Origin of the sequence: Pseudomonas sp. NPDC077451 (assembly GCF_044543345.1) — a bacterium.
GTDB lineage: Bacteria > Pseudomonadota > Gammaproteobacteria > Pseudomonadales > Pseudomonadaceae > Stutzerimonas.
On sequence record NZ_JBITVX010000007.1, the window covers coordinates 167,368 to 187,659 of the forward strand.

20 protein-coding genes are annotated in these 20,292 nt (G+C 62.0%); 11 read left to right on the forward strand and 9 right to left on the reverse strand.

Annotated elements, in window-relative coordinates; all coding sequences use genetic code 11:
* The 3 genes from ACIGHL_RS13450 (at position 1) to ACIGHL_RS13460 (ending at position 2,979) form a co-directional block, all read left to right on the forward strand.
* Positions 1 to 1,620 (forward strand): alpha-amylase family protein, encoded by a 1,620-nt coding sequence (locus ACIGHL_RS13450; RefSeq protein WP_128120232.1) that lies wholly within the window; start codon positions 1 to 3, stop codon positions 1,618 to 1,620.
* Positions 1,621 to 1,625: 5 nt separating this feature from the next.
* Positions 1,626 to 2,216, forward strand: coding sequence for a 3-keto-disaccharide hydrolase (locus ACIGHL_RS13455; protein ID WP_128120231.1), 591 nt, complete (start codon positions 1,626 to 1,628; stop codon positions 2,214 to 2,216).
* A gap of 190 nt (positions 2,217 to 2,406) precedes the next feature.
* A complete protein-coding gene (locus tag ACIGHL_RS13460) occupies positions 2,407 to 2,979 on the forward strand; it encodes a xanthine phosphoribosyltransferase (protein WP_045431064.1) in 573 nt (190 codons plus the stop codon).
* A 22-nt stretch (positions 2,980 to 3,001) separates the two neighbouring features.
* On the opposite strand, the gene ACIGHL_RS13465 is transcribed toward ACIGHL_RS13460, so the two are convergent.
* From ACIGHL_RS13465 to dadA, 5 genes are all read right to left on the reverse strand, one after another.
* Positions 3,002 to 3,520 (reverse strand): cupin domain-containing protein, encoded by a 519-nt coding sequence (locus ACIGHL_RS13465; protein WP_128120230.1) that lies wholly within the window; start codon positions 3,518 to 3,520, stop codon positions 3,002 to 3,004.
* 144 nt (positions 3,521 to 3,664) lie between these two features.
* The gene (locus ACIGHL_RS13470) at positions 3,665 to 4,087 is read right to left on the reverse strand and encodes a c-type cytochrome (RefSeq protein ID WP_128120229.1); all 423 of its coding nucleotides are present in this window, start codon (positions 4,085 to 4,087) and stop codon (positions 3,665 to 3,667) included.
* Positions 4,088 to 4,250: 163 nt separating this feature from the next.
* Positions 4,251 to 4,799 (reverse strand): cupin domain-containing protein, encoded by a 549-nt coding sequence (locus ACIGHL_RS13475; protein ID WP_046162958.1) that lies wholly within the window; start codon positions 4,797 to 4,799, stop codon positions 4,251 to 4,253.
* 110 nt (positions 4,800 to 4,909) lie between these two features.
* On the reverse strand, positions 4,910 to 5,266 hold the full coding sequence (locus tag ACIGHL_RS13480) for a RidA family protein (RefSeq protein WP_045431075.1): 357 nt from the start codon (positions 5,264 to 5,266) through the stop codon (positions 4,910 to 4,912).
* Positions 5,241 to 6,539: a D-amino acid dehydrogenase gene (gene dadA, locus ACIGHL_RS13485; protein WP_128120228.1), complete on the reverse strand. Its 1,299-nt coding sequence runs from the start codon at positions 6,537 to 6,539 to the stop codon at positions 5,241 to 5,243. Before dadA ends, ACIGHL_RS13480 begins: the two co-directional genes overlap by 26 nt.
* A 147-nt stretch (positions 6,540 to 6,686) precedes the next feature.
* Between dadA and ACIGHL_RS13490 the strand changes: the two genes are divergently transcribed.
* The 4 genes from ACIGHL_RS13490 (at position 6,687) to ACIGHL_RS13505 (ending at position 11,232) form a co-directional block, all read left to right on the forward strand.
* Entirely contained in the window at positions 6,687 to 7,175 is a 489-nt protein-coding gene (locus tag ACIGHL_RS13490; protein ID WP_045431082.1) for an Lrp/AsnC ligand binding domain-containing protein, read from the forward strand.
* Between the two features lie 197 nt (positions 7,176 to 7,372).
* A complete protein-coding gene (locus ACIGHL_RS13495; protein ID WP_413818140.1) occupies positions 7,373 to 8,683 on the forward strand; it encodes an NAD(P)/FAD-dependent oxidoreductase in 1,311 nt (436 codons plus the stop codon).
* A gap of 60 nt (positions 8,684 to 8,743) precedes the next feature.
* Positions 8,744 to 10,294, forward strand: coding sequence for a phospholipase D family protein (locus ACIGHL_RS13500; protein WP_181689995.1), 1,551 nt, complete (start codon positions 8,744 to 8,746; stop codon positions 10,292 to 10,294).
* A gap of 188 nt (positions 10,295 to 10,482) precedes the next feature.
* On the forward strand, positions 10,483 to 11,232 hold the full coding sequence (locus tag ACIGHL_RS13505) for a hypothetical protein (RefSeq protein WP_181689994.1): 750 nt from the start codon (positions 10,483 to 10,485) through the stop codon (positions 11,230 to 11,232).
* An 11-nt stretch (positions 11,233 to 11,243) separates the two neighbouring features.
* Here the strand turns inward: ACIGHL_RS13505 and ACIGHL_RS13510 are convergent, their stop codons facing one another.
* The 3 genes from ACIGHL_RS13510 to ACIGHL_RS13520 all read right to left on the reverse strand — a co-directional run bounded on the left by ACIGHL_RS13510 (position 11,244) and on the right by ACIGHL_RS13520 (position 15,180).
* Positions 11,244 to 11,768 carry an Mpo1 family 2-hydroxy fatty acid dioxygenase gene (locus ACIGHL_RS13510; RefSeq protein ID WP_128120226.1) on the reverse strand — a complete coding sequence of 175 codons (525 nt, stop codon included), beginning with the start codon at positions 11,766 to 11,768 and terminating at the stop codon, positions 11,244 to 11,246.
* 118 nt (positions 11,769 to 11,886) lie between these two features.
* Positions 11,887 to 13,455, reverse strand: coding sequence for a methyl-accepting chemotaxis protein (locus ACIGHL_RS13515; RefSeq protein ID WP_128120225.1), 1,569 nt, complete (start codon positions 13,453 to 13,455; stop codon positions 11,887 to 11,889).
* 207 nt (positions 13,456 to 13,662) lie between these two features.
* On the reverse strand, positions 13,663 to 15,180 hold the full coding sequence (locus ACIGHL_RS13520) for a 3-hydroxyacyl-CoA dehydrogenase (RefSeq protein WP_128120224.1): 1,518 nt from the start codon (positions 15,178 to 15,180) through the stop codon (positions 13,663 to 13,665).
* 140 nt (positions 15,181 to 15,320) lie between these two features.
* Between ACIGHL_RS13520 and ACIGHL_RS13525 the strand changes: the two genes are divergently transcribed.
* Both ACIGHL_RS13525 and ACIGHL_RS13530 read left to right on the forward strand, forming a co-directional pair.
* Positions 15,321 to 15,767 carry a PaaI family thioesterase gene (locus tag ACIGHL_RS13525; protein ID WP_216706993.1) on the forward strand — a complete coding sequence of 149 codons (447 nt, stop codon included), beginning with the start codon at positions 15,321 to 15,323 and terminating at the stop codon, positions 15,765 to 15,767.
* Positions 15,768 to 17,108 carry a hypothetical protein gene (locus tag ACIGHL_RS13530; RefSeq protein ID WP_128120222.1) on the forward strand — a complete coding sequence of 447 codons (1,341 nt, stop codon included), beginning with the start codon at positions 15,768 to 15,770 and terminating at the stop codon, positions 17,106 to 17,108.
* A gap of 11 nt (positions 17,109 to 17,119) precedes the next feature.
* Here ACIGHL_RS13530 and radC read toward each other — a convergent pair whose 3' ends face one another.
* Complete coding sequence (radC, locus tag ACIGHL_RS13535; RefSeq protein ID WP_128120221.1) at positions 17,120 to 17,794, reverse strand: RadC family protein; 675 nt, start codon at positions 17,792 to 17,794, stop codon at positions 17,120 to 17,122.
* Between the two features lie 121 nt (positions 17,795 to 17,915).
* On the opposite strand from radC, the gene coaBC reads away from it, so the two are divergent.
* Positions 17,916 to 19,124 (forward strand): bifunctional phosphopantothenoylcysteine decarboxylase/phosphopantothenate--cysteine ligase CoaBC, encoded by a 1,209-nt coding sequence (coaBC, locus tag ACIGHL_RS13540; protein ID WP_045431110.1) that lies wholly within the window; start codon positions 17,916 to 17,918, stop codon positions 19,122 to 19,124.
* A gap of 2 nt (positions 19,125 to 19,126) precedes the next feature.
* A complete protein-coding gene (gene dut / locus ACIGHL_RS13545) occupies positions 19,127 to 19,582 on the forward strand; it encodes a dUTP diphosphatase (protein WP_128120220.1) in 456 nt (151 codons plus the stop codon).
* Positions 19,583 to 20,292: the final 710 nt, after the last annotated feature.

Consider the following 20,292-nt stretch of genomic DNA (forward strand, 5'->3'; position numbering starts at 1 on the left):
ATGCGTCCACTCTGGTATCGCAACGCGGTGATCTATCAGGTCGATCCCGCACTCTTCCGTGACAGCAACGGCGACGGCTGCGGCGACTTGCGCGGCATCACCGAACGACTGGATTACATCCGCGGCCTGGGTGCCACCGCCGTCTGGATCATGCCCTGCTACGCTTCGCCGTTCCTCGACGCCGGCTACGACGTCACCGACCACCTGCAGATCGCCCCGCAATTCGGTGATCTGGCTGACATGGTGGCGCTGCTGGAAAAGGCCGAGGAGCTCGGCCTGCACGTGATCGTCGAACTGCTGGTGCAACACACCTCCAGCGAGCACAAATGGTTCCAGGAGGCGCGCCGCGACCGAAATTCGCCGTACCGCGACTACTACATCTGGGCAGATGAGCCGGACACTTCGATGGCGCCGATCTTTCCGACGGTCGAAGACAGTATCTGGACCTGGGATGAGGAAGCCGGTCAGTACTACCGCCACCTGTTCTACAAGCACGAGCCGGACCTGGACCTCGCCAACCCAAGGGTCATTCACGAAATCGAGCGGATCATGTCGTTCTGGCTGCGCCTGGGCGTGTCCGGCTTTCGCATCGACGCCGCGGTACACATGGTGCGCCAGGCCGGTGGTGGGGATCTGAAAAAGGGCTACTGGCTGCTGGAACACATGCGCGACTTCGTCACCATGCGCCGCCCGGAAACCGTACTGCTCGGCGAGATCGACACCGACCCGGAAAAGTATGTCGAGTACTTCGGGGACGAGGCGGACCGCGTCACCCTGCTGCTGGACTTCTGGACCAACAACCACCTCTTCCTGGCGTTGGCCCGGCAACAGGCCGAGCCGCTGGTCCGCGCCTTGAACAGCCAACCGCTGCCGCCCAGCCATTCGCAGTACGCACTGTGGATTCGCAACCATGACGAGCTGAGCCTGGATCGGCTGAAAGAAGATGAGCGCAACGAGGTGATGGACACCTTCGCCCCCGATCCGAAGATGCGCGCGTATAACCGCGGCATTCGGCGGCGGCTCGCACCGATGCTCGATGGCGATGAGCGCCGAATCGCCGCCACGCATGCGTTACTGTTTTCGCTGCCGGGCACACCGATCATCCGCTATGGCGAGGAAATCGGCATGGGCGACGACATGGAGCGCCCTGAGCGCCAGGCCGTGCGCACGCCGATGCAGTGGTCCAACGAGCCCAACGCCGGGTTTTCCTGCACCGCCGGCGAGCTGGCGGCGCCGCTGATCGATGAAGGCCCCTTCGCCTACGACAAGATCAATGTATTCGCCCAGACCCTGCGCAGCGATTCACTGATGGCCCGCACGGGCAACATGATCCGCACGCGGGTCGGGCTGCGTGAAATCGGTATCGGCAAGCGGCAGACGGTGGAAGTCGAGGATCCGGCGGTGTTCGCCATCCGCCACGACAACGGCTCCAGCGTGCTTATGCTGGTCAACCTGGCCGACAAGGAAACCACAGTGGAAATCACCGCCGACGATCTACAGGACATGGTCGATGTGCTCGCCGACAGCAACTACGATCAGCCCGAAGGCTCGCCGCTGAAAATCCGCCTCGGGCCGTACGGCTACCGTTGGCTGCGGCGCAAACAGCAACTGTTCGGGTAATCCAGATGCCCCACCAGCTCGATGCATCCCAATGGCGCGCCTGGCATGGAGACGACTTTCCTCACGATTGCTGGAGTGTTGCAGGCGACGAGCTCTGCGCCTTGGCCGGTTCGCGGCGCATCGATCTGATATCCCGGCAACGCTACCGGAATTTCATCCTGCGCTTCGAATTCGCCCTGCCCTTTGCCGGCAATTCCGGTGTGTTCTGTTGCGTCGACGAAGGTGCTGATCTCAGCTGGCACAGCGGCCCGGAAATGCAGCTGCTCGATGACCGCGGCCATCCCGATGGCCGCGAACCGACAACGCGCAACGGCGCGCTCTACGGCTTGCTGCGACCTGATATCGAAACGCAGACTGAGCCCGAACAGTTCATCGAAGCGGCGTTGAGCCTTCGCAACGGCGAAGTCGAGCACTGGCTAGACGGGCAACGGGTGCTGCGCTACCGGCTCGATGAGCCGGCGCTGCGGGAACGTATCACCCAGAGTAAATTCAGTGGCTATCCTCGCTTTGCCCAATCCTTCGAAGGCCACGTGGTGCTTCAACACCACGGCGAAGCGGCGCGCTTCCGCCGCCTGTCGATCGAAACACCGGACTGAACGGTCCACTTGGACCTGCGAGCAGAATTGAGCGAGAATGCGCGGCTTTCCAGGCTGCGGTAAGCAGTGACGGACGGATGCAGAATCGAAACGAGCTGGGCGCTCGCCTCCATGGCGCAGCGCCCAACTGGTTTTCAGCACCCCGATTGGTCAGGCAAACCCGGCCGCTCACGCTTGAGGTAGCGCGTTCGTGGAACAGCTGAAACAGAAGATCCGCAATGAAGGCATCGTACTCTCCGACCGCGTACTGAAGGTCGATGCTTTCCTAAATCATCAGATCGACCCTGTGCTGATGCAGCAGATCGGCCAGGAATTCGCGCGCCGGTTCCGCGACGAGAAGATCACCAAGATCGTCACCATCGAAGCCTCGGGCATCGCGCCAGCGATCATGGCTGGCTTGGAACTGGGCGTGCCGGTCATTTTTGCTCGCAAGCATCAGTCGCTAACCCTGACCGATCACCTACTGACGGCCTCGGTGTACTCCTTTACCAAGCAGGTCGAGAGCACCATCGCGATTTCCACCAATCACCTGTCGCCAAACGACCGGGTGTTGGTCATCGACGATTTCCTGGCCAACGGTAAAGCGGCCAAGGGTCTGATTTCGATCATTCAGCAGGCCGGCGCGAGCATCGCCGGGCTTGGCATCGTCATCGAGAAATCCTTCCAGGCCGGCCGGCAGGAACTGGAAGAAGCGGGCTTCCGGGTTGAATCCCTAGCTCGCGTGGCCGCCCTCAGCGACGGCCAGGTGGTGTTCGTCGAGTAGCGCCCCGCGCCACTCCCTGCGCTTATTCCTTACGCCACAGATCAACCAACGCGCCCTGCGTGCCGGCAACCGGATCGCTCACCGGTACGCTGACCCGCTGAGCGCGCGCCTGTGCCTCATCATGGCTGGCTTCATCCGGGCGCAGCAGATCGTACTGCTGCTCGACCGGGTAACCGCCCACCACTTGGAAATCATTGCTGGCGCTGAGCTGGCAATGACCGGTGCCGGCCGGTAGCACCAGCGCGTCGCCAGCGCGCACCTCAACTTCCTGCCCCTGCTCGCCACCGAGCATCAGCCGCGCCGCCCCCCGCGAAACGCCGAGCACCTCATGAGCGGTCGAATGAAAGTGGTGATAGTCGTACACACCCGCACGCCATTGGGCCGGCCACAGGTGGCTATTGAACAGGTTCTCGAACGCACTGGCGTAGTCGTTTCCGGCTAGCGGCAACTGCCGGTACACCAGCACCGGATGCGAGCTGTTTGGCGTACGACCGTCGCTGGAAAAATGCAATTGCTCGGGATGCGGGGCGGAACTGGGCATGGGCACCTCATCTTCGTGCGGAGGCCTGACGTCGGTGCAGGCCCCGGGAATGGGTTTGAAGTTTCGACCCGATGCAGCGCCGCTTTTCTCCCCGCCAGACACGACAAAGCCGCCCGAAGGCGGCTTTGTCTGACCGGCTGAGGCTTAGAGCCCGGACATCTGCTTGATTGCAGCCATCAGCTCGTCATCCGAGCAGCTGGCGCAAGTGCCTTTCGGCGGCATGGCGTTGATGCCAGTGATGGCGTTGGCCAACAGCACATCGAGACCACCCTTCTCATCAGCACGCGCTTGCCAGGCAGCTGTATCGCCGACCTTCGGCGCATCCAGCAGACCGGTGCCGTGGCAGGCGTTGCAGAACTTGCCGACCACTTCTTCACCGCTAAGCGCGCCGCCACCAGCGGCAGCAGCTGCCGGACCGGCTGCGGCGCATTCTTCACCTTGAATACAAACTTCGCCTACCGGCTTGAGGCGCTCGGCGATGTCGTCGTTGGTCGCAGCCTGAGCGCTCACTGCCCACAGGGCCAATACGGCAGTCTGTGCTACCAGGATCTTCTTAATCAGGTTCACCTTATACCCTCATGTGGCTAGACACGCCCGCGGCCACGGTATCGCGAGCGGCGGTCAGTATAACGGCAAGCCATGCCCGCCGAAACAATACGAAAGGCCCTGTCATCCTCAGCGACGCTTTGTCGCAGCGGCACCCGTCCGTCGCCTGGGCCAGCCGCACAGGTCAGAAGTTGGCCGGCGTGGTCGCACTGATCAGCTTGGCCGGCGCATCGAACGGATTACGAAAGCGATGCGGCTTGCTGCTCTCGAAGTAGTAACTGTCGCCTGTTTCCAGCAAATAGGTCTGGCCGCTCACCGTCAGCTCCAGGCGTCCCTCGACCAGCATGCCAGCCTCTTCGCCCTGGTGCGCCAGCATGTCGGTGCCGGTATCGGAGCCAGGCGGATAGGTTTCGGCGAGAAATGCGATGGCGCGACCCGGGTGCGCTTTGCCGACAAGCTTCATGCTCACCGCACCGTCGGAAATATCGATCAGCTCGCCGGCCTTGTAGACCACCTGTGTATCGCTGTCCTGCTCGAAATCAGGCGAGAAAAACTCGACCAATGACATTGGAATCCCGCTCAGCACCTTCTTCAACGAACTGATCGACGGGCTGACGCTGTTCTTCTCGATCATGGAGATCGTGCTGTTGGTGACGCCCGCACGTTTGGCGAGTTCGCGTTGGGACAGGCCCTTGAGTTTGCGGATGGTTTGCAGTCGAACGCCAACGTCCAATACGGGAGCCCCCAATAAGAGCGATTGCTGAGGTCGCTATGATGGCGAGGGCGTTCAGTATTTTCAACACAACGGGACGAAATGACAGATCGCCCCGGATGGCGATCGGGCTACGCCGGTAATGCGGCCACAACCGACAGTTCAACCAGGATCTCAGGCTCGCAAAGCTTGGCCTCCACCGTGGCACGCGCCGGCGCGACGCCTTCCGGCAGCCACTGATCCCAGACCGCATTCATGCCGGCGAAATCGGCATCGATGTCCTTCAGATAAATGGTCACCGAAAGGATGTGCTGCTTATCGGTACCGGCCTGCCGCAGGAGGCGTTCGATATTGTCGAGCGTCTCACGGGTCTGTTGTTCGATCCCCGCATTCATGTCCTCGCCTACCTGGCCGGCCAGATAAACCGTATTGCCGTGGATGACGATCTGGCTCATGCGAGCGTTAGTGTGCAGGCGCTGTATGGGCATGCTTGTGCGATTCCTTTTGGGTGCCATAGCGGGAAATATCGAGGCCGTCGGTACTGATCTGCGTGCGCTTTTTCGCCAGCATGTCGGCCAGCAAGCGACCAGAACCACAGGCCATGGTCCAGCCCAGGGTACCGTGCCCGGTGTTCAAGTACAGGTTGCGATAGCGTGTGCCGCCAATGATCGGCGTTCCATCCGGCGTGGCCGGGCGCAGGCCGGTCCAGAGTTCGGCCGTACTCGGATCGCCACCCTGCGGGAACAGATCGCCGACGACCATTTCCAGCGTTTCTCGCCGGCGCGGATTGAGCGAAAGGTCATGGCCTGCGATTTCGGCCATGCCGCCCACCCGGATGCGCTGATCGAAACGGGTAATGGCGACCTTATAGGTCTCGTCGAGCACGGTGGAAACCGGCGCCATCGCGGGGTCGCTGATCGGCACGGTCAATGAATAGCCCTTGAGCGGGTACACCGGCGCGCGGATGCCGAGCGGCTTGAGCATCTGCGGGCTGTAGCTGCCCAGCGCCAGCACGTAGCGATCGGCCTTTTCCAGCTTGCCGTTGACCCAGACGCCTTCGAGCTGGTCACCCGCTAACTGCAGCCGCTGGATGTCCTGGTTGAAACGGAACTCGACGCCCAGCTCGCGGGCCATGTCAGCGAGTTTGGTGGTGAACATCTGGCAATCGCCGGTCTGGTCATTGGGCAAACGAAGCGCGCCACTAAGCTTGTCCGAGACCTTCGCCAGCGCCGGCTCGGCGTGTGCGATACCGGCGCGATCGAGCAATTCATAGGGCACGCCGGAAGCATCCAGTACGGCGATGTCCTTGGCGGCGTTATCGAGCTGTGCCTGGGTGCGGAACAGTTGGGTCGTGCCGCATTGCCGGCCTTCATAATCGATACCAGTTTCAGCGCGCAGCTCATCAAGGCAATCGCGACTGTATTCGGACAGCCGCACCATGCGTTCCTTGTTCACCGCGTAGCGCGCTGCCGTGCAGTTGCGCAGCATCTGAGCCATCCACAGGTATTGCTGAATGTCGCCGGTGAGCTTGATGGCAAGCGGCGCATGGCGTTGCATCAGCCATTTCATGGCCTTCAAGGGTACGCCAGGCGCGGCCCAGGGCGACGCGTAACCGGGGGAAACCTGGCCGGCATTGGCGAAGCTCGTCTCCATCGCCACGGCTGGCTGACGGTCAACCACCACGACCTCGAAGCCAGCCCGCGCCAGATAGTAGGCACCGGTGGTACCGATTACGCCGCTTCCCATTACCAGAACACGCATCGCCGTCTCCCACCCGTGCTACCGGGCTTTTCCGAGTCACTGTTAATGCGGAGTATAGAAAGCGTCTTGTAGTGGTTTTCGCTATATAACAGGCTATATTTGCGATTTATTCACGCCTTAAACTGCATATATAGAGGCGATACGCCTATGCGCACTAAGCATCAAACCCGCCGCGAGCTGGACAAGATCGACCGCCAGATCCTTCGCCTGTTGCAGGCCGAAGGACGCATGCCATTTACCGAGCTGGGCGAGCGCATCGGCCTGTCGACCACGCCGTGTACGGAGCGCGTTCGACGTCTGGAGCGCGAAGGCATCATCATGGGTTACACGGCGAGGCTGAACCCGCAGCATCTGAAAGGCGGGTTGCTGGTATTCGTCGAGATCAGCCTGGCCTACAAGTCAGGCGATATCTTTGAAGAGTTTCGCCGTGCCGTGCTCAAGCTGCCTCATGTGCTGGAGTGCCATCTGGTTTCGGGGGACTTTGACTACCTGATCAAGGCGCGGATCTCTGAAATGGCCTCCTACCGCAAGTTGCTCGGCGACATTCTGCTCAAGTTGCCGCATGTACGTGAGTCGAAAAGCTACATCGTGATGGAGGAAGTGAAGGAATCGCTGGAACTGCCGGTGCCGGAGTAGGAGCGGAAGCCAAGCAGAGTTCGCTGCCAGATCAGCCCCAATCCCGGTGCATCAAAAAGCAGAGCCGAACGAGTCTTTGGAGTCAGCCGTTAGCCAACCGAGAACCGTAAGGTTTTGCTTCAGCCTCGCGCGGCTTTTGCTCTGCAATAAACATCCGGTCTACCCTTCGGTCCATGCAAACCGTCCAAGGCTCGACCATGACCACCCCGCAATCAGCTGCTCGCGCGCAGCACCACGCGTCGTCCTACTACGCGGCCACCACCAATCGCACCCTTGATCTCAAGCACTTGCAAGGCGAGCTGGAGGCGGACGTCTGCATCATCGGGGGCGGCTTCAGCGGCCTCAACACGGCTATCGAACTGGCCGAGCGCGGCCTGTCCGTGGTGCTGCTGGAAGCCCACCTGATCGGTTGGGGTGCTAGCGGGCGCAACGGCGGACAGCTGATTCGTGGAGTGGGGCATGACGTCGAGCAGTTTCAGCCGGTGCTGGGTAACAAGGGCGTGGACGGCCTCAAACGTATGGGTTTCGAAGCGGTGGACATCGTGCGCGAGCGCATCGAGCGCTACGCCATCGATTGCGACCTGACCTGGGGTTACTGCGATCTGGCAACGAAACAACGGCACGTCGAAGGCTTCGAAGCAGACTATGCCGATCTCCAGCGTCTGGGCTATCCGCATCCATTGAGGCTCCTGCCAAGAGACGCGATGGGCGAAGTCATCGGTTCTGATCGCTACGTGGGCGGCCTGATCGATATGGGCTCGGGCCATCTTCATCCACTCAACCTGGCATTGGGCGAAGCAGCAGCAGCCCTATCGCTGGGCGTGCAGCTGTACGAGCGATCCGCTGTCGAACGGATCGATTACGGTCAGCAGGTTCGAGTGCACACCGCGCAGGGCTGCGTGAGTGCCCGTCAGCTCGTGCTGGCCGGCAATGCTTACCTGGGTTCTCTGAACAAATCACTGGCGGGCAAGGTGCTACCGGCCGGCAGTTACATCATTGCCACCGAGCCGCTTCCCGAGGACGTCAGACAGGAATTGCTGCCGCAGAACATGGCGGTCTGCGATCAGCGAGTGGCGCTGGACTACTTCCGCCTGTCGGCCGATGGCCGGCTGCTGTTCGGCGGTGCCTGCCACTACTCCGGACGCGACCCGAAGGACATCGCCGCCTACATGCAACCGAAGATGCTCGAGGTGTTCCCCCGCCTACGAAACACCCGAATCGATTACCAATGGGGCGGCATGATTGGCATCGGCGCCAACCGGCTGCCACAAATTGGACGACTGCCAGACCAGCCCAACGTCTACTACGCCCAGGCCTATGCCGGACACGGCCTGAACGCCACACACCTGGCAGGACGCCTGCTCGGCGAGGCCATCAGCGGGCAGCTTGAGGGACGCTTCGACCTGTTCTCCCGTGTGCCACACCCGACCTTCCCTGGCGGTCAGCGTCTGCGCTCGCCGCTGCTGGCCCTCGGCATGCTCTGGCACCGGCTTAAAGACCAGTTCTGAATTTCGCCGTTGCGCTGGCGTCCAAACTGTCGAGGAACATAACAATCGACAGGAGTGACCTTGCGCCTGCACCTGCTCCTTGTGGCAGTGCTATTCCTGGTTGGCTGTGCCGGCCAGATTACACCCGCCCCAACGTCTTACGCGCTGCCCAACCAGAACTCGGCACTGACCCAGCAAGTCGAGGCGCTGGCGGCAAAGCAGCCTGCGGGCACCTCCGGATTTCGCCTGCTGTCCGACAGTGCCGAAGCCTTTTCGGCGCGTACACAGATGATTCGCCAGGCCAGGACGAGCCTCGACGTGCAGTACTACATCGTCCACGATGGCTTGAGCACCCGCGCGCTCATAGAAGAGGTGGTGCGTGCGGCGGACCGCGGCGTCAGGGTACGGCTGCTGCTTGATGACACCACGAGCGACGGCAGCGACTACCAGATCGCCACTCTGGCGGCACACCCGAACATCCTGATCCGCGTCTTCAATCCCTTGCATATCGGCCGTAGCACTGTGATTACCCGTTCGCTCGGGCGGCTGCTCAACCTATCCCAACAACACCGCCGCATGCACAACAAGCTGATGCTGGCTGACAGCAGCCTGGCCATCGTCGGCGGGCGCAACCTGGGCGATGAATACTTCGATGCCGATCAGAGTTTCAACTTCACTGACATCGACCTACTCGCCGCCGGCCCGGTCGCCGAGCAATTGGCGGTCAGCTTCGACCAGTACTGGAACCACACGCTGAGCGTGCCAATCCAACAGTTCTTGCGTCACCCGCCCAACAAGGACGAGCTTGAACTGGCGCGCCGCGATATCACCCGCTACCTCCAAGCCGAACGACAAAAGGACGAGCGCCGCTATCAGCATTTGATGGGCGGGCCTCAGAAGCCTTCACCGCGCGACTGGCTGGCCGACCTGATTTGGGCGCCTGGCGAAGCGCTTTGGGATCACCCCGACAAGATCGAAGCAGCCGGCATTCCAGATGAAAGCCTGCTGCTGACCACTCAACTGCAGCCGAACATGGACCGCGTGCGACGATCCCTGACGCTGATCTCCGCTTATTTCGTGCCAACTGAACAAGGTGCTGAATACCTCGCCGGACACGCCAGGAACGGCGTTGCGGTACAGGTCTTGACCAATTCTCTGGAGGCCACCGACGTGCCGGCCGTGCATGGCGGCTATGCGCCCTATCGGGCCGATCTGCTGAAAGCGGGGGTGAGATTGTTCGAGTTGCGCCGACAACCGGACCAGGAGACCCGCTTCAGTATCAGTGGCGATTCCGAATCCAGCCTGCACAGCAAGGCAGCGGTGTTCGACCAGGAGCGGGTCTTTCTCGGCTCGCTGAACTTCGACCCTCGCTCAGTCCTGTGGAACACCGAAGTCGGCATCCTTATCGACAGTCCAGAATTGGCTCGCGAGGTGCACAAACTCTCGCAGGAGGGCACTTCGCCCGCCGTCAGCTATGAAGTGCGACTGATCGAGCGCAACGGCGTGCGGCGGTTGATCTGGATCGCCGAGGATGACGGGCAGCGAAAGGTCTTGCTGCACGAACCGGGCGGTGCTTGGCGACGGTTCAATGCCTGGTTCAGCCGGGTGATTGGCCTCGAACGGATGCTCTGAGCGACTTCAACTAGCGCAAGGGGTTTCGTGTCACTTCGGCCAATCTTGCCGCGCAAACGGCCGCCGATCTAAAAATAGCTCTTTTGTGTGATACCAGAGCGCCACCTCTTGGCTAGGCTGCCGAGCTGATGCCGTGCTGGTACAACCGCCTGGCACTTTGCTTCTATAAAAATAAAAAGGAGCGCGACATGAATCATCGCAAATGGCTATGGATGGTGGTTTTGCTGGCGTGCTGGTTTCCAGCTCTGCTCAATCCTGCCCATGCTCAAACCTATACTGCGCTGGAAAGCATGCAGATCCACGCCAACCGAGCGACCAGCAGCCTATTGCTCTATCGAGGCGAAGGTTTCCAGAAGGCGCACCTGGCCCGAATGGAAAGCGACCTCAAAGCGCTAGCCGACAGGGTCGACAGCTTTCCCGGCGCCCGCAACGATCTGCACCCATTGCATCAAGTCTTACAGACAACGCTTCGCGAAGGCGCAAGCTTCGGCCGCGAGGAAGACGACATGCCTTGGGGCTGGCCGCTGCAGATGAGCAAAGCGCTGCGCGATTTCCTAACGGCTGTGCGCAGCCAGCAAGGCGCCAACGTTCGCGCCGAGCTGCCCGCCAAGGTGGAATACCTCACTGTGCAGTACCTCAGCCGCGCCTATGTAGGCTCATTCGAAACCGCCCGCGAACAACCGGATACCTACCTCGGCCAGGACGAGCGCCGCCTCGTACCGTCGATCGACGAGCAACTGGCTGCGCTGGATGGCAAATCGAACGTGGCCATTGCCAAGCTCAAAACACGTTGGGAGTTCCTCAAGGTGGCGCTCGAAGACATGAACAGCGGCAACAACAGCTTCAACACTGCGTCAGGCCGCGCTTTCGCCCCGATCATGGTTGATCGCCACGCGCGCAGCCTCAGCGATCAATGGATGGCGCTCGCCCCTGACTGAGCACCTTCCTGTCAGGCATCGGCCGGCTGCTGGCGCAGCTGAACCGGGCCGACACGCGCTTCGATCGCGTGGCGCAGGGGTTCGCGCAGACCGAAGATGAAGCCAAGCTCAGCAGCAACGAACAGTGGCCCGATGATCAGTCCGGTCAGATCGTCGACAAACGCAGGCTTGCGTCCTTCGAAGTAGTGACCGATGAACTGGATAATCCAGCCAACTACGAACAAACCGCCACCGGCGCTCAGCCATAGCGCCGTCGATTGCTGCGCAAGGGCTGCACCGACCCAGACGCAGAGCAACAGCACCGCGCCCGTGAGCACGCCGAAGCGCACATCCAGCCGAAAATAGAACAGCGTCGAGATCAAGGCGACCAGCGCAACCGGGCTCAGCCATAGCCCGAACGCCTCCACACCTGGACGCGACAGCAGCACTGCGACAGCCAGCACGATCATGGGAATGCCGATGAAATGGCTGAGCAGATTGCGCGGGTCCCGGTGATAGGCCGCGTATTGGGCGAGGTGATCGGTGAGTGTTTTCATGGGGACGAGCTCCGAATAGCCTGACTGGCAAGCTTAGCCAGCTCGGCAAGGTGCCGCGCGGTGTCGAGTGGTGGTTGAGCGCCAAAGGTCATGGCGCTTGCGCCAATCAGCGGCTCAGCTAGGGCTCCGGACGATAGCCCAATCGCAGGCCACCCCAGTGACGGCTGTTCACCATGATCGGCACCGACAGGTCATGCATCAGCTCTCCGGTATCGCGGCTGTAGGTCTGCAACAGCACCTTGCGTTCGTGGCTGCCACAGCGCGCGCCGGTACGGTCATTGAACAAGCGCTTGCTGCGGCTCTTGACCTTGTCGATCTCCGGGTCGCCGACCGGGGGCTGGCTGAAGGCACGGTTGTGGGTCGGCACGTAGCCATCCGGCGTAGTCGCGATGGCATAAATCAACGCATCGTTGCGCGCGAGCAGGGGTTCCTGGATCGCCGGCAGCACCTCGTCGGCGTAACGGTCGAAACGGGTGTTGTAGCGGATCGGATTGGTGCCCGGCTGCGCCCGGTAATTGCGATCAAACAGATCGTCGACACCCAGGCGCCCGGCCTTCAGATCCGCCTCGAAACGCGCCCCGATGGCGGCCGCCGCTTCGCGCGCGAGGTCGTATACATCCTGGTGGTAGGCATCGAGCTGTACCTCGGCGAGCTGTTCGCTGACGGTTTCCGCCTGCCCTACTAGCTTCTCTGCGGCCTGCTCCAATTGGCGGGTCTGGGTCTCGCTCTCCAGAGCGTCTCCACGCAGCTGCTCTACCGCGACGAACAACTGCGCGAGTCGCTCATGATTGCTTGCCGTGCCGGCAGCGATTTCCGCCACCTGGGTTTCGACATTGCCAGCCAACTCGGCAATTCCACTGAGCTGAACGCCTGTTCCTGCGATCTGTGCGGCGGCTTCGTCCAGTTCGCTGGCTTGCTTTTGGATATGGCTGACCACTGCGCCACTTTGCTCACGAATATCGCTAACCATCCGGCCTACCTCTTCGGTAGCACTGCTGGTGCGACCGGCCAGGTTTCGCACCTCATCAGCCACCACGGCAAAGCCCCGCCCGGCCTCACCGGCGCGTGCCGCCTCGATCGCCGCGTTGAGTGCAAGCAGGTTGGTCTGGCTGGCAATGGACTGAATCACATCGGTGATCTGGCGGATTTCTTCGGTGCGCGCTGAGAGTCCGTCGAGCAGTTCGCGGCTGGCCTTGGTCTGTGCGCTGAGCTGCTGCATGCGTTCGATGGCGTGCTGGAGTTCGATACGCCCACTATCGCTGCTGCGCCGCACGGCTTCGGCCGCTTCTAACGCCTGCCGTGCTCGGGCAGCGCTGTCCTGTTCGGTCGCCGTCATCGCCTCGGCGCCATTGGCGATCTCGCTGACCGCAACCAGCTGTGACTGCAACCGTGCCGCCAGTTGCTCAGCGCTGAACGACACTTGAGCTGCCGACAGGGCGTTATGACAGGTATGCCGGGAGAGGCTCTTGCTCAGGGCTGCGGAACTCAGCTCGCCGGCGTCCTCTGCAACCGGGGTGCCCGTATTCCTGCGCCAAGGGCCGAACCAAGGCCATAGGGCAAGCAACAGGATCGAGATCGCGGTCAGATAGAACGGCAACTCCATCCAGCCATGAAACAACAGCAGGCCCAGCAGGCCCGCTGCGTGCAACAGACAGGCCTTGGGGTGAAGGCGGAAGGTAGGGCGCATCGGTGGCCTCTTGTTTTCGTCCGGTAAAAAGGCGTTGTACCACCTCTGCCAACAAAGAACATTGTCCCTTGGTGGCACATGGTCTTGCCGGACTGGAAACGATTACACACCCGTTGCCGCCCGGCATGGCCGAGTTACCGGGTTAGCGGCTGGACGCGGCCAACCTTAAGCTGCCCTCAAGCCTGAACGTACGTCAGGCCCCGCTTTTTAGCGAGCCTGATCCGGAGCCGTCAGCGGCAGACCGAGCTGTACCCGGCGGCGTAGCCAGGGGCTCGGACGATAGCGCGGTTCGTGACCATAGCAGCGCTGCATGCCCTCCAGGATAGTCAGGATTCGAGCCGGGTTGTAATGCGCGGCGAACCCCAGCGGCCCCCTTGGATAGCCGAGGGCCACCATGACCGCGCGGTCGAGCGTCTCTGGGGAGGCAATGCCCTTCTGGGCAATCTCACAGCCAAGGTTGACGATGCTGGCCACGATGCGCTGGCTGACGAACCCCGGAGAGTCGTTGATCACCTCGACCGGCACGCCGTCGGCGCCCAACGCCTGGCGTGCCTGAGCCTCCAATGCTGGGTCGAGCGCTGGTTGACGCATCAGCACGCGGCGTTTTTCAAGGTCACTGAAGAGGTCCAGCGCCACAGTACGCGCGCCGGGCAGCGCCAGGCGCTCGATACAGCTACTCGCATCTTCTCCTAGCGGCGTGATCAGACAGATTGCTTGGTCCGAAGGCTCAACACCCTCCTCGAGGATCGCACCGGCCTGCTGCAATATCGATCTGATGGAGCTGCGCAGGTCGGGCTCGATACTGTCGAGCCAAAACGGCCGATCGATGCTTACCGGCTCGAAGCGGGGCTCAGGCGTGCGGATCTGCTGGCCGTCTTCGTAGCGATAGAAGCCCTGGCCGGTTTTGCGACCGAGCAAACCGGCCGCCACCCGCTGCGCGGCGAGGTAAGACGGTGTATAGCGCGGATCGTAGTAGAACTGGTCATGCACCGACTCCATCACCGCGTGGGAAATATCCAACCCGGTCAGATCGAACAATTCGAACGGGCCCATTCGAAACCCGGGCCCGTCCCGCAAAATTCGGTCGATCTGTTCCGGCGTGGCGATGCCCTCGCTAAGGATGCGCTGCGCCTCGGTGCCATAGGCACGACCGGCGTGATTGACCAGAAACCCGGGAGTATCCGGCGTAATCGCAGGGAAGTGCCCGGCGTGCTCGGCTAGCTGCACCAGCCGCTCAATGACCGACGGGGCGGTGCGCTCGCCGCGCACCACTTCGACAAGTTTCATCAGCGTCACAGGATTGAAGAAGTGATACCCAGCCACCCGCTCAGGCCGCGCGCAGGCACTGGCAATGCGGGTCACGGACAACGAGGAAGTGTTGGTCGCAAGGACCGCGTCGGCCGCAACCAGACCTTCAAGCTCGACAAACAGGCTCTGCTTGGCTTCCAGGTTTTCGACGATGGCTTCGATCAGCAGATCGCAGCCGGACAGCTCGGCCAGCTGATGGGCTGGCTGCATGCGCTCCAGAATCGCCGGTAGCTCATCGGCGCCCAAACGTCCCTTGGCCACGCTGCGCTCAAGCAGTTCACGGTTGAACTGCAGGGCTTGATCGATGGTTTCGGGCCGAGCGTCATACAACCAGACCTGCTGACCGGCGCTGGCAAATAGCTGTGCGATACCGCGCCCCATGGCGCCGGCGCCGATAATGCCGATACGGGAAAACATGGGAACCTCCTCAGTGGATGGCGTTGCGATTCTGAAATATGATCAACCAATATTCCGCAGTGCGAAACCATGTTCCATCTATTTGAACCTGAGCCTAAAGACTGCCAGACTCCATAGCAAGCCATCCGTGATCGAGCGCCATGTCCGCTTCCGACTATTCTTCCGCCCAACTCCAGCAAGTCCACGCCTCCGTTACCGGTTTCTTTCAAGACATCGGCAGCGAGCTGCTCGCCTACGGTCCGGAGCACGCCACGCTCGCCCTGACGCTGCTGCCGCGCCATCTGAACAATGCTAGCAACATGCACGGCGGCGTCATGGCGACCTTGATGGATGTTGCGATGGGCCTATGCGGCACCTGGGAAGCCGACCCGGCAGACCGTCGTGTCGCGATGACGCTGTCGATGAATATCAACTTCAGCGCAGTTGCTGCAGCGGGAAGTCGCATCAGAGCGCAGGCTCGTTGCCGCTCGTCCGGGCACAAGGTGTTTATGGCCAGCTGCGACTTGCTGGATGAGCAGGATCGATTAATCGCGTTCGGCGAGGGCGTGTTCAAGCGCGGCTCGCTTCGACGGGAGCTCCCGGCCTAGATGACCGCGCTGCTGCCACTGGCGCTGTTCTTTGAGCTTCTGGCTCTAATCACCCGAATTCAGCCGATGAGCGTTATCAGCGGCGCCCTGCTGAGCCTGTTCTTCATCTGGCATTGGCGCTCGCTGATGCCCTATCCACGGCGACTCGGGATCGTCACCGCTGCACTCCTCGGCTACTGGCTGCTGTCTGGCGAAGCAACCTGGCAGCAAGGCGCGCGAATGTTGTCGTCAGCCGCCTATTACGCAGCCTTTATTGGCGCGCTGGGTCTGATGCACTGCCTGGTCAAGCGTCTGCAGCAACTCAGCGAGCTGCATCGCCTCCTGCTGGCCGGCCCTCGCACATGGCTCTACCCGGGCTATCTGCTGAGCACATTTGCGATCAGCTCGGTGCTCAGTTTCGGCATGCTCAACCTGATATGTGGCTCACTGGAAAATCATCTTGCACGCCGTCCATACAGCGATCATCAGCGCCGCGAAGGCCGCCGCGGCGTGATGGTTACCGCTCTGCGAGGGTTCGCCCTGGTGCCTTTGCTGGCGCCGACGAGCGTTGCGGTGGCGATCCTCACCCGCGAGCTCGGCATTAGCTGGAGCACGTTACTACCCTTCGGCCTGCTAGGCGGTTTGATCCTGCTGTTGTTCGGCTGGCCGGTAGAGAACCGTCGCTTGCAGCAGCTGGCGGACTACCCGGTCGTCGATGCCGGCTTGGACACCCAGCAAGCCGGTGGCCGCCTGAATGGCCTGTTGTTAGGCAGCCTGATCGGCATCGCGCTGATCGCCCTGCTGGCCGCCTTTACCTGGCTCTCCGCCACCCAGGCCGCGATGCTGACGGTGCCGACCGCCGTGATCGCTGTCCTGCTCTGGCAGCGGACCGCGCCGCGCCAGGTGCTCAGTGAGGTCAGCGAAACATTGATCGGCATGCGCAACGAGACATTCATTTTTGCCAGCTCGGCATTACTGGCTGGGTTGGTTGCAGCCGTCTTGCCGGTGCATCATCTTGCGGATCAGCTCGGAAGCACGCCGATGGCACTGTTCGGGCTGGGTGCGGTCGGCGCGTTGGCGGTCATGGCATTGGCGTTGCTTGGCGTCGCGCCGCTGATCTCGTTGAATCTCTGCGCCGCGCTACTGGCGCAACTGGCGAGCCAGGGCCTGACGGTGACGCAACCGGCTGTGGCGCTGTTGTTCGGGTTTTCACTGGCCATGCTGCTCTCGCCCTACGGCCCCTCAGCCGTACTCTTGGCCCGCCACGCCCAGCTGTCACCCTGGCGCATCGCTGTCGGCTGGAATGGGCGTTTCGTCCTCAGCGTATTGATCCCACTGCTGTTAATACCCCTACTGGCATGAGCAACCTTGGCTCACATCCAGCCGTATTCGGCCATCGACAATGGTTCGCCATCCCCGACGATGAAATGATCGAGCACCCGCACATCGATCAGTGCCAGGGCATCGCTGAGCCTGCGGGTCAGCTGACGGTCAGCCTGACTCGGCTCGGCGACACCGGATGGATGATTGTGGGTCAGGATGACGGCTGCGGCATTCTGCGCCAGCGCGCGCTTGACCACTTGGCGGGGGTAGACGCTGGCTCCGTCGATAGTGCCGTGGAACAGCACCTCGAAGGCCAACACCCGGTGTTTGGAATCAAGGAAGAGACAGGCAAAGAGCTCGTGCGGCTCGTGTCGCAGACGCGCCTTGAGATAGTCACGCACTGCCTGCGGGCTTTCCAGCGCTGAGTCACGGCGGATGCGCTCAGCCAGATGCCGTCTTGCCATTTCCAACACGGCTTGCAGTTGAGCAAACTTGGCCGGCCCTAGCCCCAGGTGTGCGCTGAATTGTTCGCGGTCGCTTTCCAGCAGCGCACGCAGACTGCCGAATTCATTGAGCAGGTAGCGCGCCAGATCCACCGCGCTTTTCCCGGCCACGCCGGTGCGCAAAAAAATCGCCAACAGCTCCGCATCGGACAGCGCCGATGCGCCCTGCTCCAATAGCTTTTCCCGCGGCCGTTCCGCCGCCGGCCAGTCACGAATGCTCATGCCACCTCCATGTCGAGCGTGCCCCTCGTCCTCTGAGGGCGCTGTGCTATCTTAGCGGCCTTTTATCCACGGCAACCGGTCCTCATCGGAACCAGTTCTCACCCCGTAACAAGGCAGGCCTATGCAGCGGCTTTATCGTAAACGCATCGTCCTGGGCGTCGGCGGCGGCATCGCCGCTTACAAGAGCGCGGAGCTGGTGCGCCGGCTACGCGACCAGGGCGCCGAAGTGCGCGTCGTGATGACCAGCGGCGGCCGTGAATTCATCACGCCGCTAACCCTCCAGGCCCTATCCGGCCATCCGGTTCACCTCGACCTGCTGGATCCCGCGGCAGAAGCCGCGATGGGCCATATCGAGCTGGCACGGTGGGCCGACTTGGTACTGGTCGCGCCAGCTACGGCCGATTTGATGGCACGCCTGGCCCAGGGCGTCGCCAACGACCTGTTGACCACGCTCGTACTGGCGACCAACGCACCGGTTGCGCTGGCCCCAGCGATGAATCAGGCCATGTGGGCAGATCCCGCCACCCAAGCCAACCGCGCGCTACTGGAGCAGCGAGGGATCCGCCTGTTCGGCCCGGCTTCCGGTAGCCAGGCCTGTGGCGATGTGGGGCTTGGCCGTATGCTCGAAGCGGATGACCTGGCTCAGGCCGCTGCTGACTGTTTCGAACGCAGCCTGTTAACCGGAAAGCACCTGTTGATCACCGCGGGGCCGACCCAGGAAAACATCGATCCGGTGCGGTACATCACCAATCACAGTTCCGGGAAGATGGGATTTGCCCTTGCCGAAGCCGCCGCCGAGGCCGGCGCGCGCGTGACCCTGGTCGCCGGGCCGGTGTTCCTGCCTACGCCCGACCGCGTTCAGCGCATCGATGTGGTCAGCGCCCGCGATATGCTCGCTGCGTGTGAAGCGGCGATGCCTTGCGACCTGTTCATTGCCGCTGCAGCGGTTGCCGACTACCGCCCTGAAGTGGTTGCGCCGCATAAATTGAAGAAGGACCCCGCCAAGGGCGACGGCCTGCTGCTGCAGATGGTTCGCAACCCCGACATCCTCGCCACGCTAGCCGGACGGCCGGATCGGCCGTTCAGCGTCGGCTTCGCCGCCGAAACCGAAAACCTGCTGGAGTACGCCACGCGCAAGCTGCGGGACAAAAATCTCGACCTGATCGTGGCCAATGACGTCGCCAACCCGAGCATTGGCTTCAACAGCGAAGAAAACGCCGTCACGGTGATCGACCGCCAGCAGCACGAAACCCGTTTCAGCCAGGCCAGCAAAGGGCACATCGCTCGTCAGCTGATTGCCTTCATCGCCGACCGTTACCATCAGGCCTGACCATGCACAAACTTCAAGCAAAAATTCTCGACCCCCGTCTTGGCACGGATTTCCCGCTGCCCGCGTACGCCACCAGCGGCTCCGCCGGGCTCGACCTGCGCGCCATGCTGCAAGCCGATACGACGCTGGAACCGGGGCAGACACTGTTGATACCTACCGGCCTGTCCATCCATATCGCCGACCCGAACCTGGCGGCGCTAGTCCTGCCGCGCTCTGGCTTGGGGCACAAGCACGGCATCGTGCTGGGCAACCTGGTCGGGCTGATCGACTCGGATTATCAGGGCGAGTTGATGGTGTCCTGCTGGAACCGCGGCCAGACCAGCTTCAACATCGCCATAGGGGAGCGCATCGCCCAGCTGATGCTTGTCCCGGTGATCCAAGCGCAGTTCGAACTGGTGAACGAGTTCGACAGCAGTGAGCGTGGCGCCGGCGGCTTCGGCCACTCTGGCAGTCACTGAGATATTTCTCGCCTTTTTCAGGACGAACCGAGGAGCTCCATGAAACTCTTCAAGCGCACCGCCAAGGACGACGGCGTTCTCAACCCCGCCGATACCGCCCCCTCCCGCCCGCGCCGTAGCGTTGGCTTGAAGACGCTCACACCCGGACTGATCCCTGGGCTGCTGGGGCTCGTGGTCGCTGGCGCGTTGCTCTGGACCGCCCAGCAGAGCAGTCAACAGCAGCAAGCCGGCGAACTCGCCCACGCGTGGGGTCAGAGCCAAGCTTCGGCGATCAATCAGGCGCTCCGCCAACTGGCCGAAGACACGCGCGCTGCCGCCAGCGATCCGCAACTGCTCGAAGCACTGCGTAGCGAGCAGCCGCAACAGATACGTGCCGTCGAACGTGAGCTCGGCTACCGGGACGGCGTCATCGATGCGCATCTCAGTCTGCGCGGCCAGGCGCGAACGGATGCCAGCCGGCCCGGACCGCTGAATTTTTCCGCATTGGATATGCTGCAGCGCGCCGAGAACGGGCAAACGCCTGCAACCGAAGCGTTCAAGGTCGGCAACCGCTGGTTGCTCTACAGCGCGGCGCCGTTGCGCATGGCTCCCGAGCAGCCGATTCAGGGCACCCTCCTATTGGTAACCAGCCTGGAGCGCTTCCTGGCGACCCTGCCGCAGTTGCCGACCGAAGCCGGGCAATTGCGGCTGGTGCAACAATTCAACGGAGC

Coding starts and splice junctions, on each gene's coding strand:
- radC (WP_128120221.1), bottom strand. CDS start 17,794: ATGAGCATTCGTGACTGGCCGGCGGCGGAACGGCCGCGGGAAAAGCTA.
- ACIGHL_RS13450 (WP_128120232.1), top strand. CDS start 1: ATGCGTCCACTCTGGTATCGCAACGCGGTGATCTATCAGGTCGATCCC.
- ACIGHL_RS13525 (WP_216706993.1), top strand. CDS start 15,321: ATGTCCGCTTCCGACTATTCTTCCGCCCAACTCCAGCAAGTCCACGCC.
- ACIGHL_RS13505 (WP_181689994.1), top strand. CDS start 10,483: ATGAATCATCGCAAATGGCTATGGATGGTGGTTTTGCTGGCGTGCTGG.
- ACIGHL_RS13530 (WP_128120222.1), top strand. CDS start 15,768: ATGACCGCGCTGCTGCCACTGGCGCTGTTCTTTGAGCTTCTGGCTCTA.
- dut (WP_128120220.1), top strand. CDS start 19,127: ATGCACAAACTTCAAGCAAAAATTCTCGACCCCCGTCTTGGCACGGAT.
- ACIGHL_RS13455 (WP_128120231.1), top strand. CDS start 1,626: ATGCCCCACCAGCTCGATGCATCCCAATGGCGCGCCTGGCATGGAGAC.
- ACIGHL_RS13495 (WP_413818140.1), top strand. CDS start 7,373: ATGACCACCCCGCAATCAGCTGCTCGCGCGCAGCACCACGCGTCGTCC.
- dadA (WP_128120228.1), bottom strand. CDS start 6,539: ATGCGTGTTCTGGTAATGGGAAGCGGCGTAATCGGTACCACCGGTGCC.
- ACIGHL_RS13520 (WP_128120224.1), bottom strand. CDS start 15,180: ATGTTTTCCCGTATCGGCATTATCGGCGCCGGCGCCATGGGGCGCGGT.
- ACIGHL_RS13465 (WP_128120230.1), bottom strand. CDS start 3,520: ATGCCCAGTTCCGCCCCGCATCCCGAGCAATTGCATTTTTCCAGCGAC.
- ACIGHL_RS13480 (WP_045431075.1), bottom strand. CDS start 5,266: ATGCCCATACAGCGCCTGCACACTAACGCTCGCATGAGCCAGATCGTC.
- ACIGHL_RS13490 (WP_045431082.1), top strand. CDS start 6,687: ATGCGCACTAAGCATCAAACCCGCCGCGAGCTGGACAAGATCGACCGC.
- ACIGHL_RS13515 (WP_128120225.1), bottom strand. CDS start 13,455: ATGCGCCCTACCTTCCGCCTTCACCCCAAGGCCTGTCTGTTGCACGCA.
- coaBC (WP_045431110.1), top strand. CDS start 17,916: ATGCAGCGGCTTTATCGTAAACGCATCGTCCTGGGCGTCGGCGGCGGC.
- ACIGHL_RS13510 (WP_128120226.1), bottom strand. CDS start 11,768: ATGAAAACACTCACCGATCACCTCGCCCAATACGCGGCCTATCACCGG.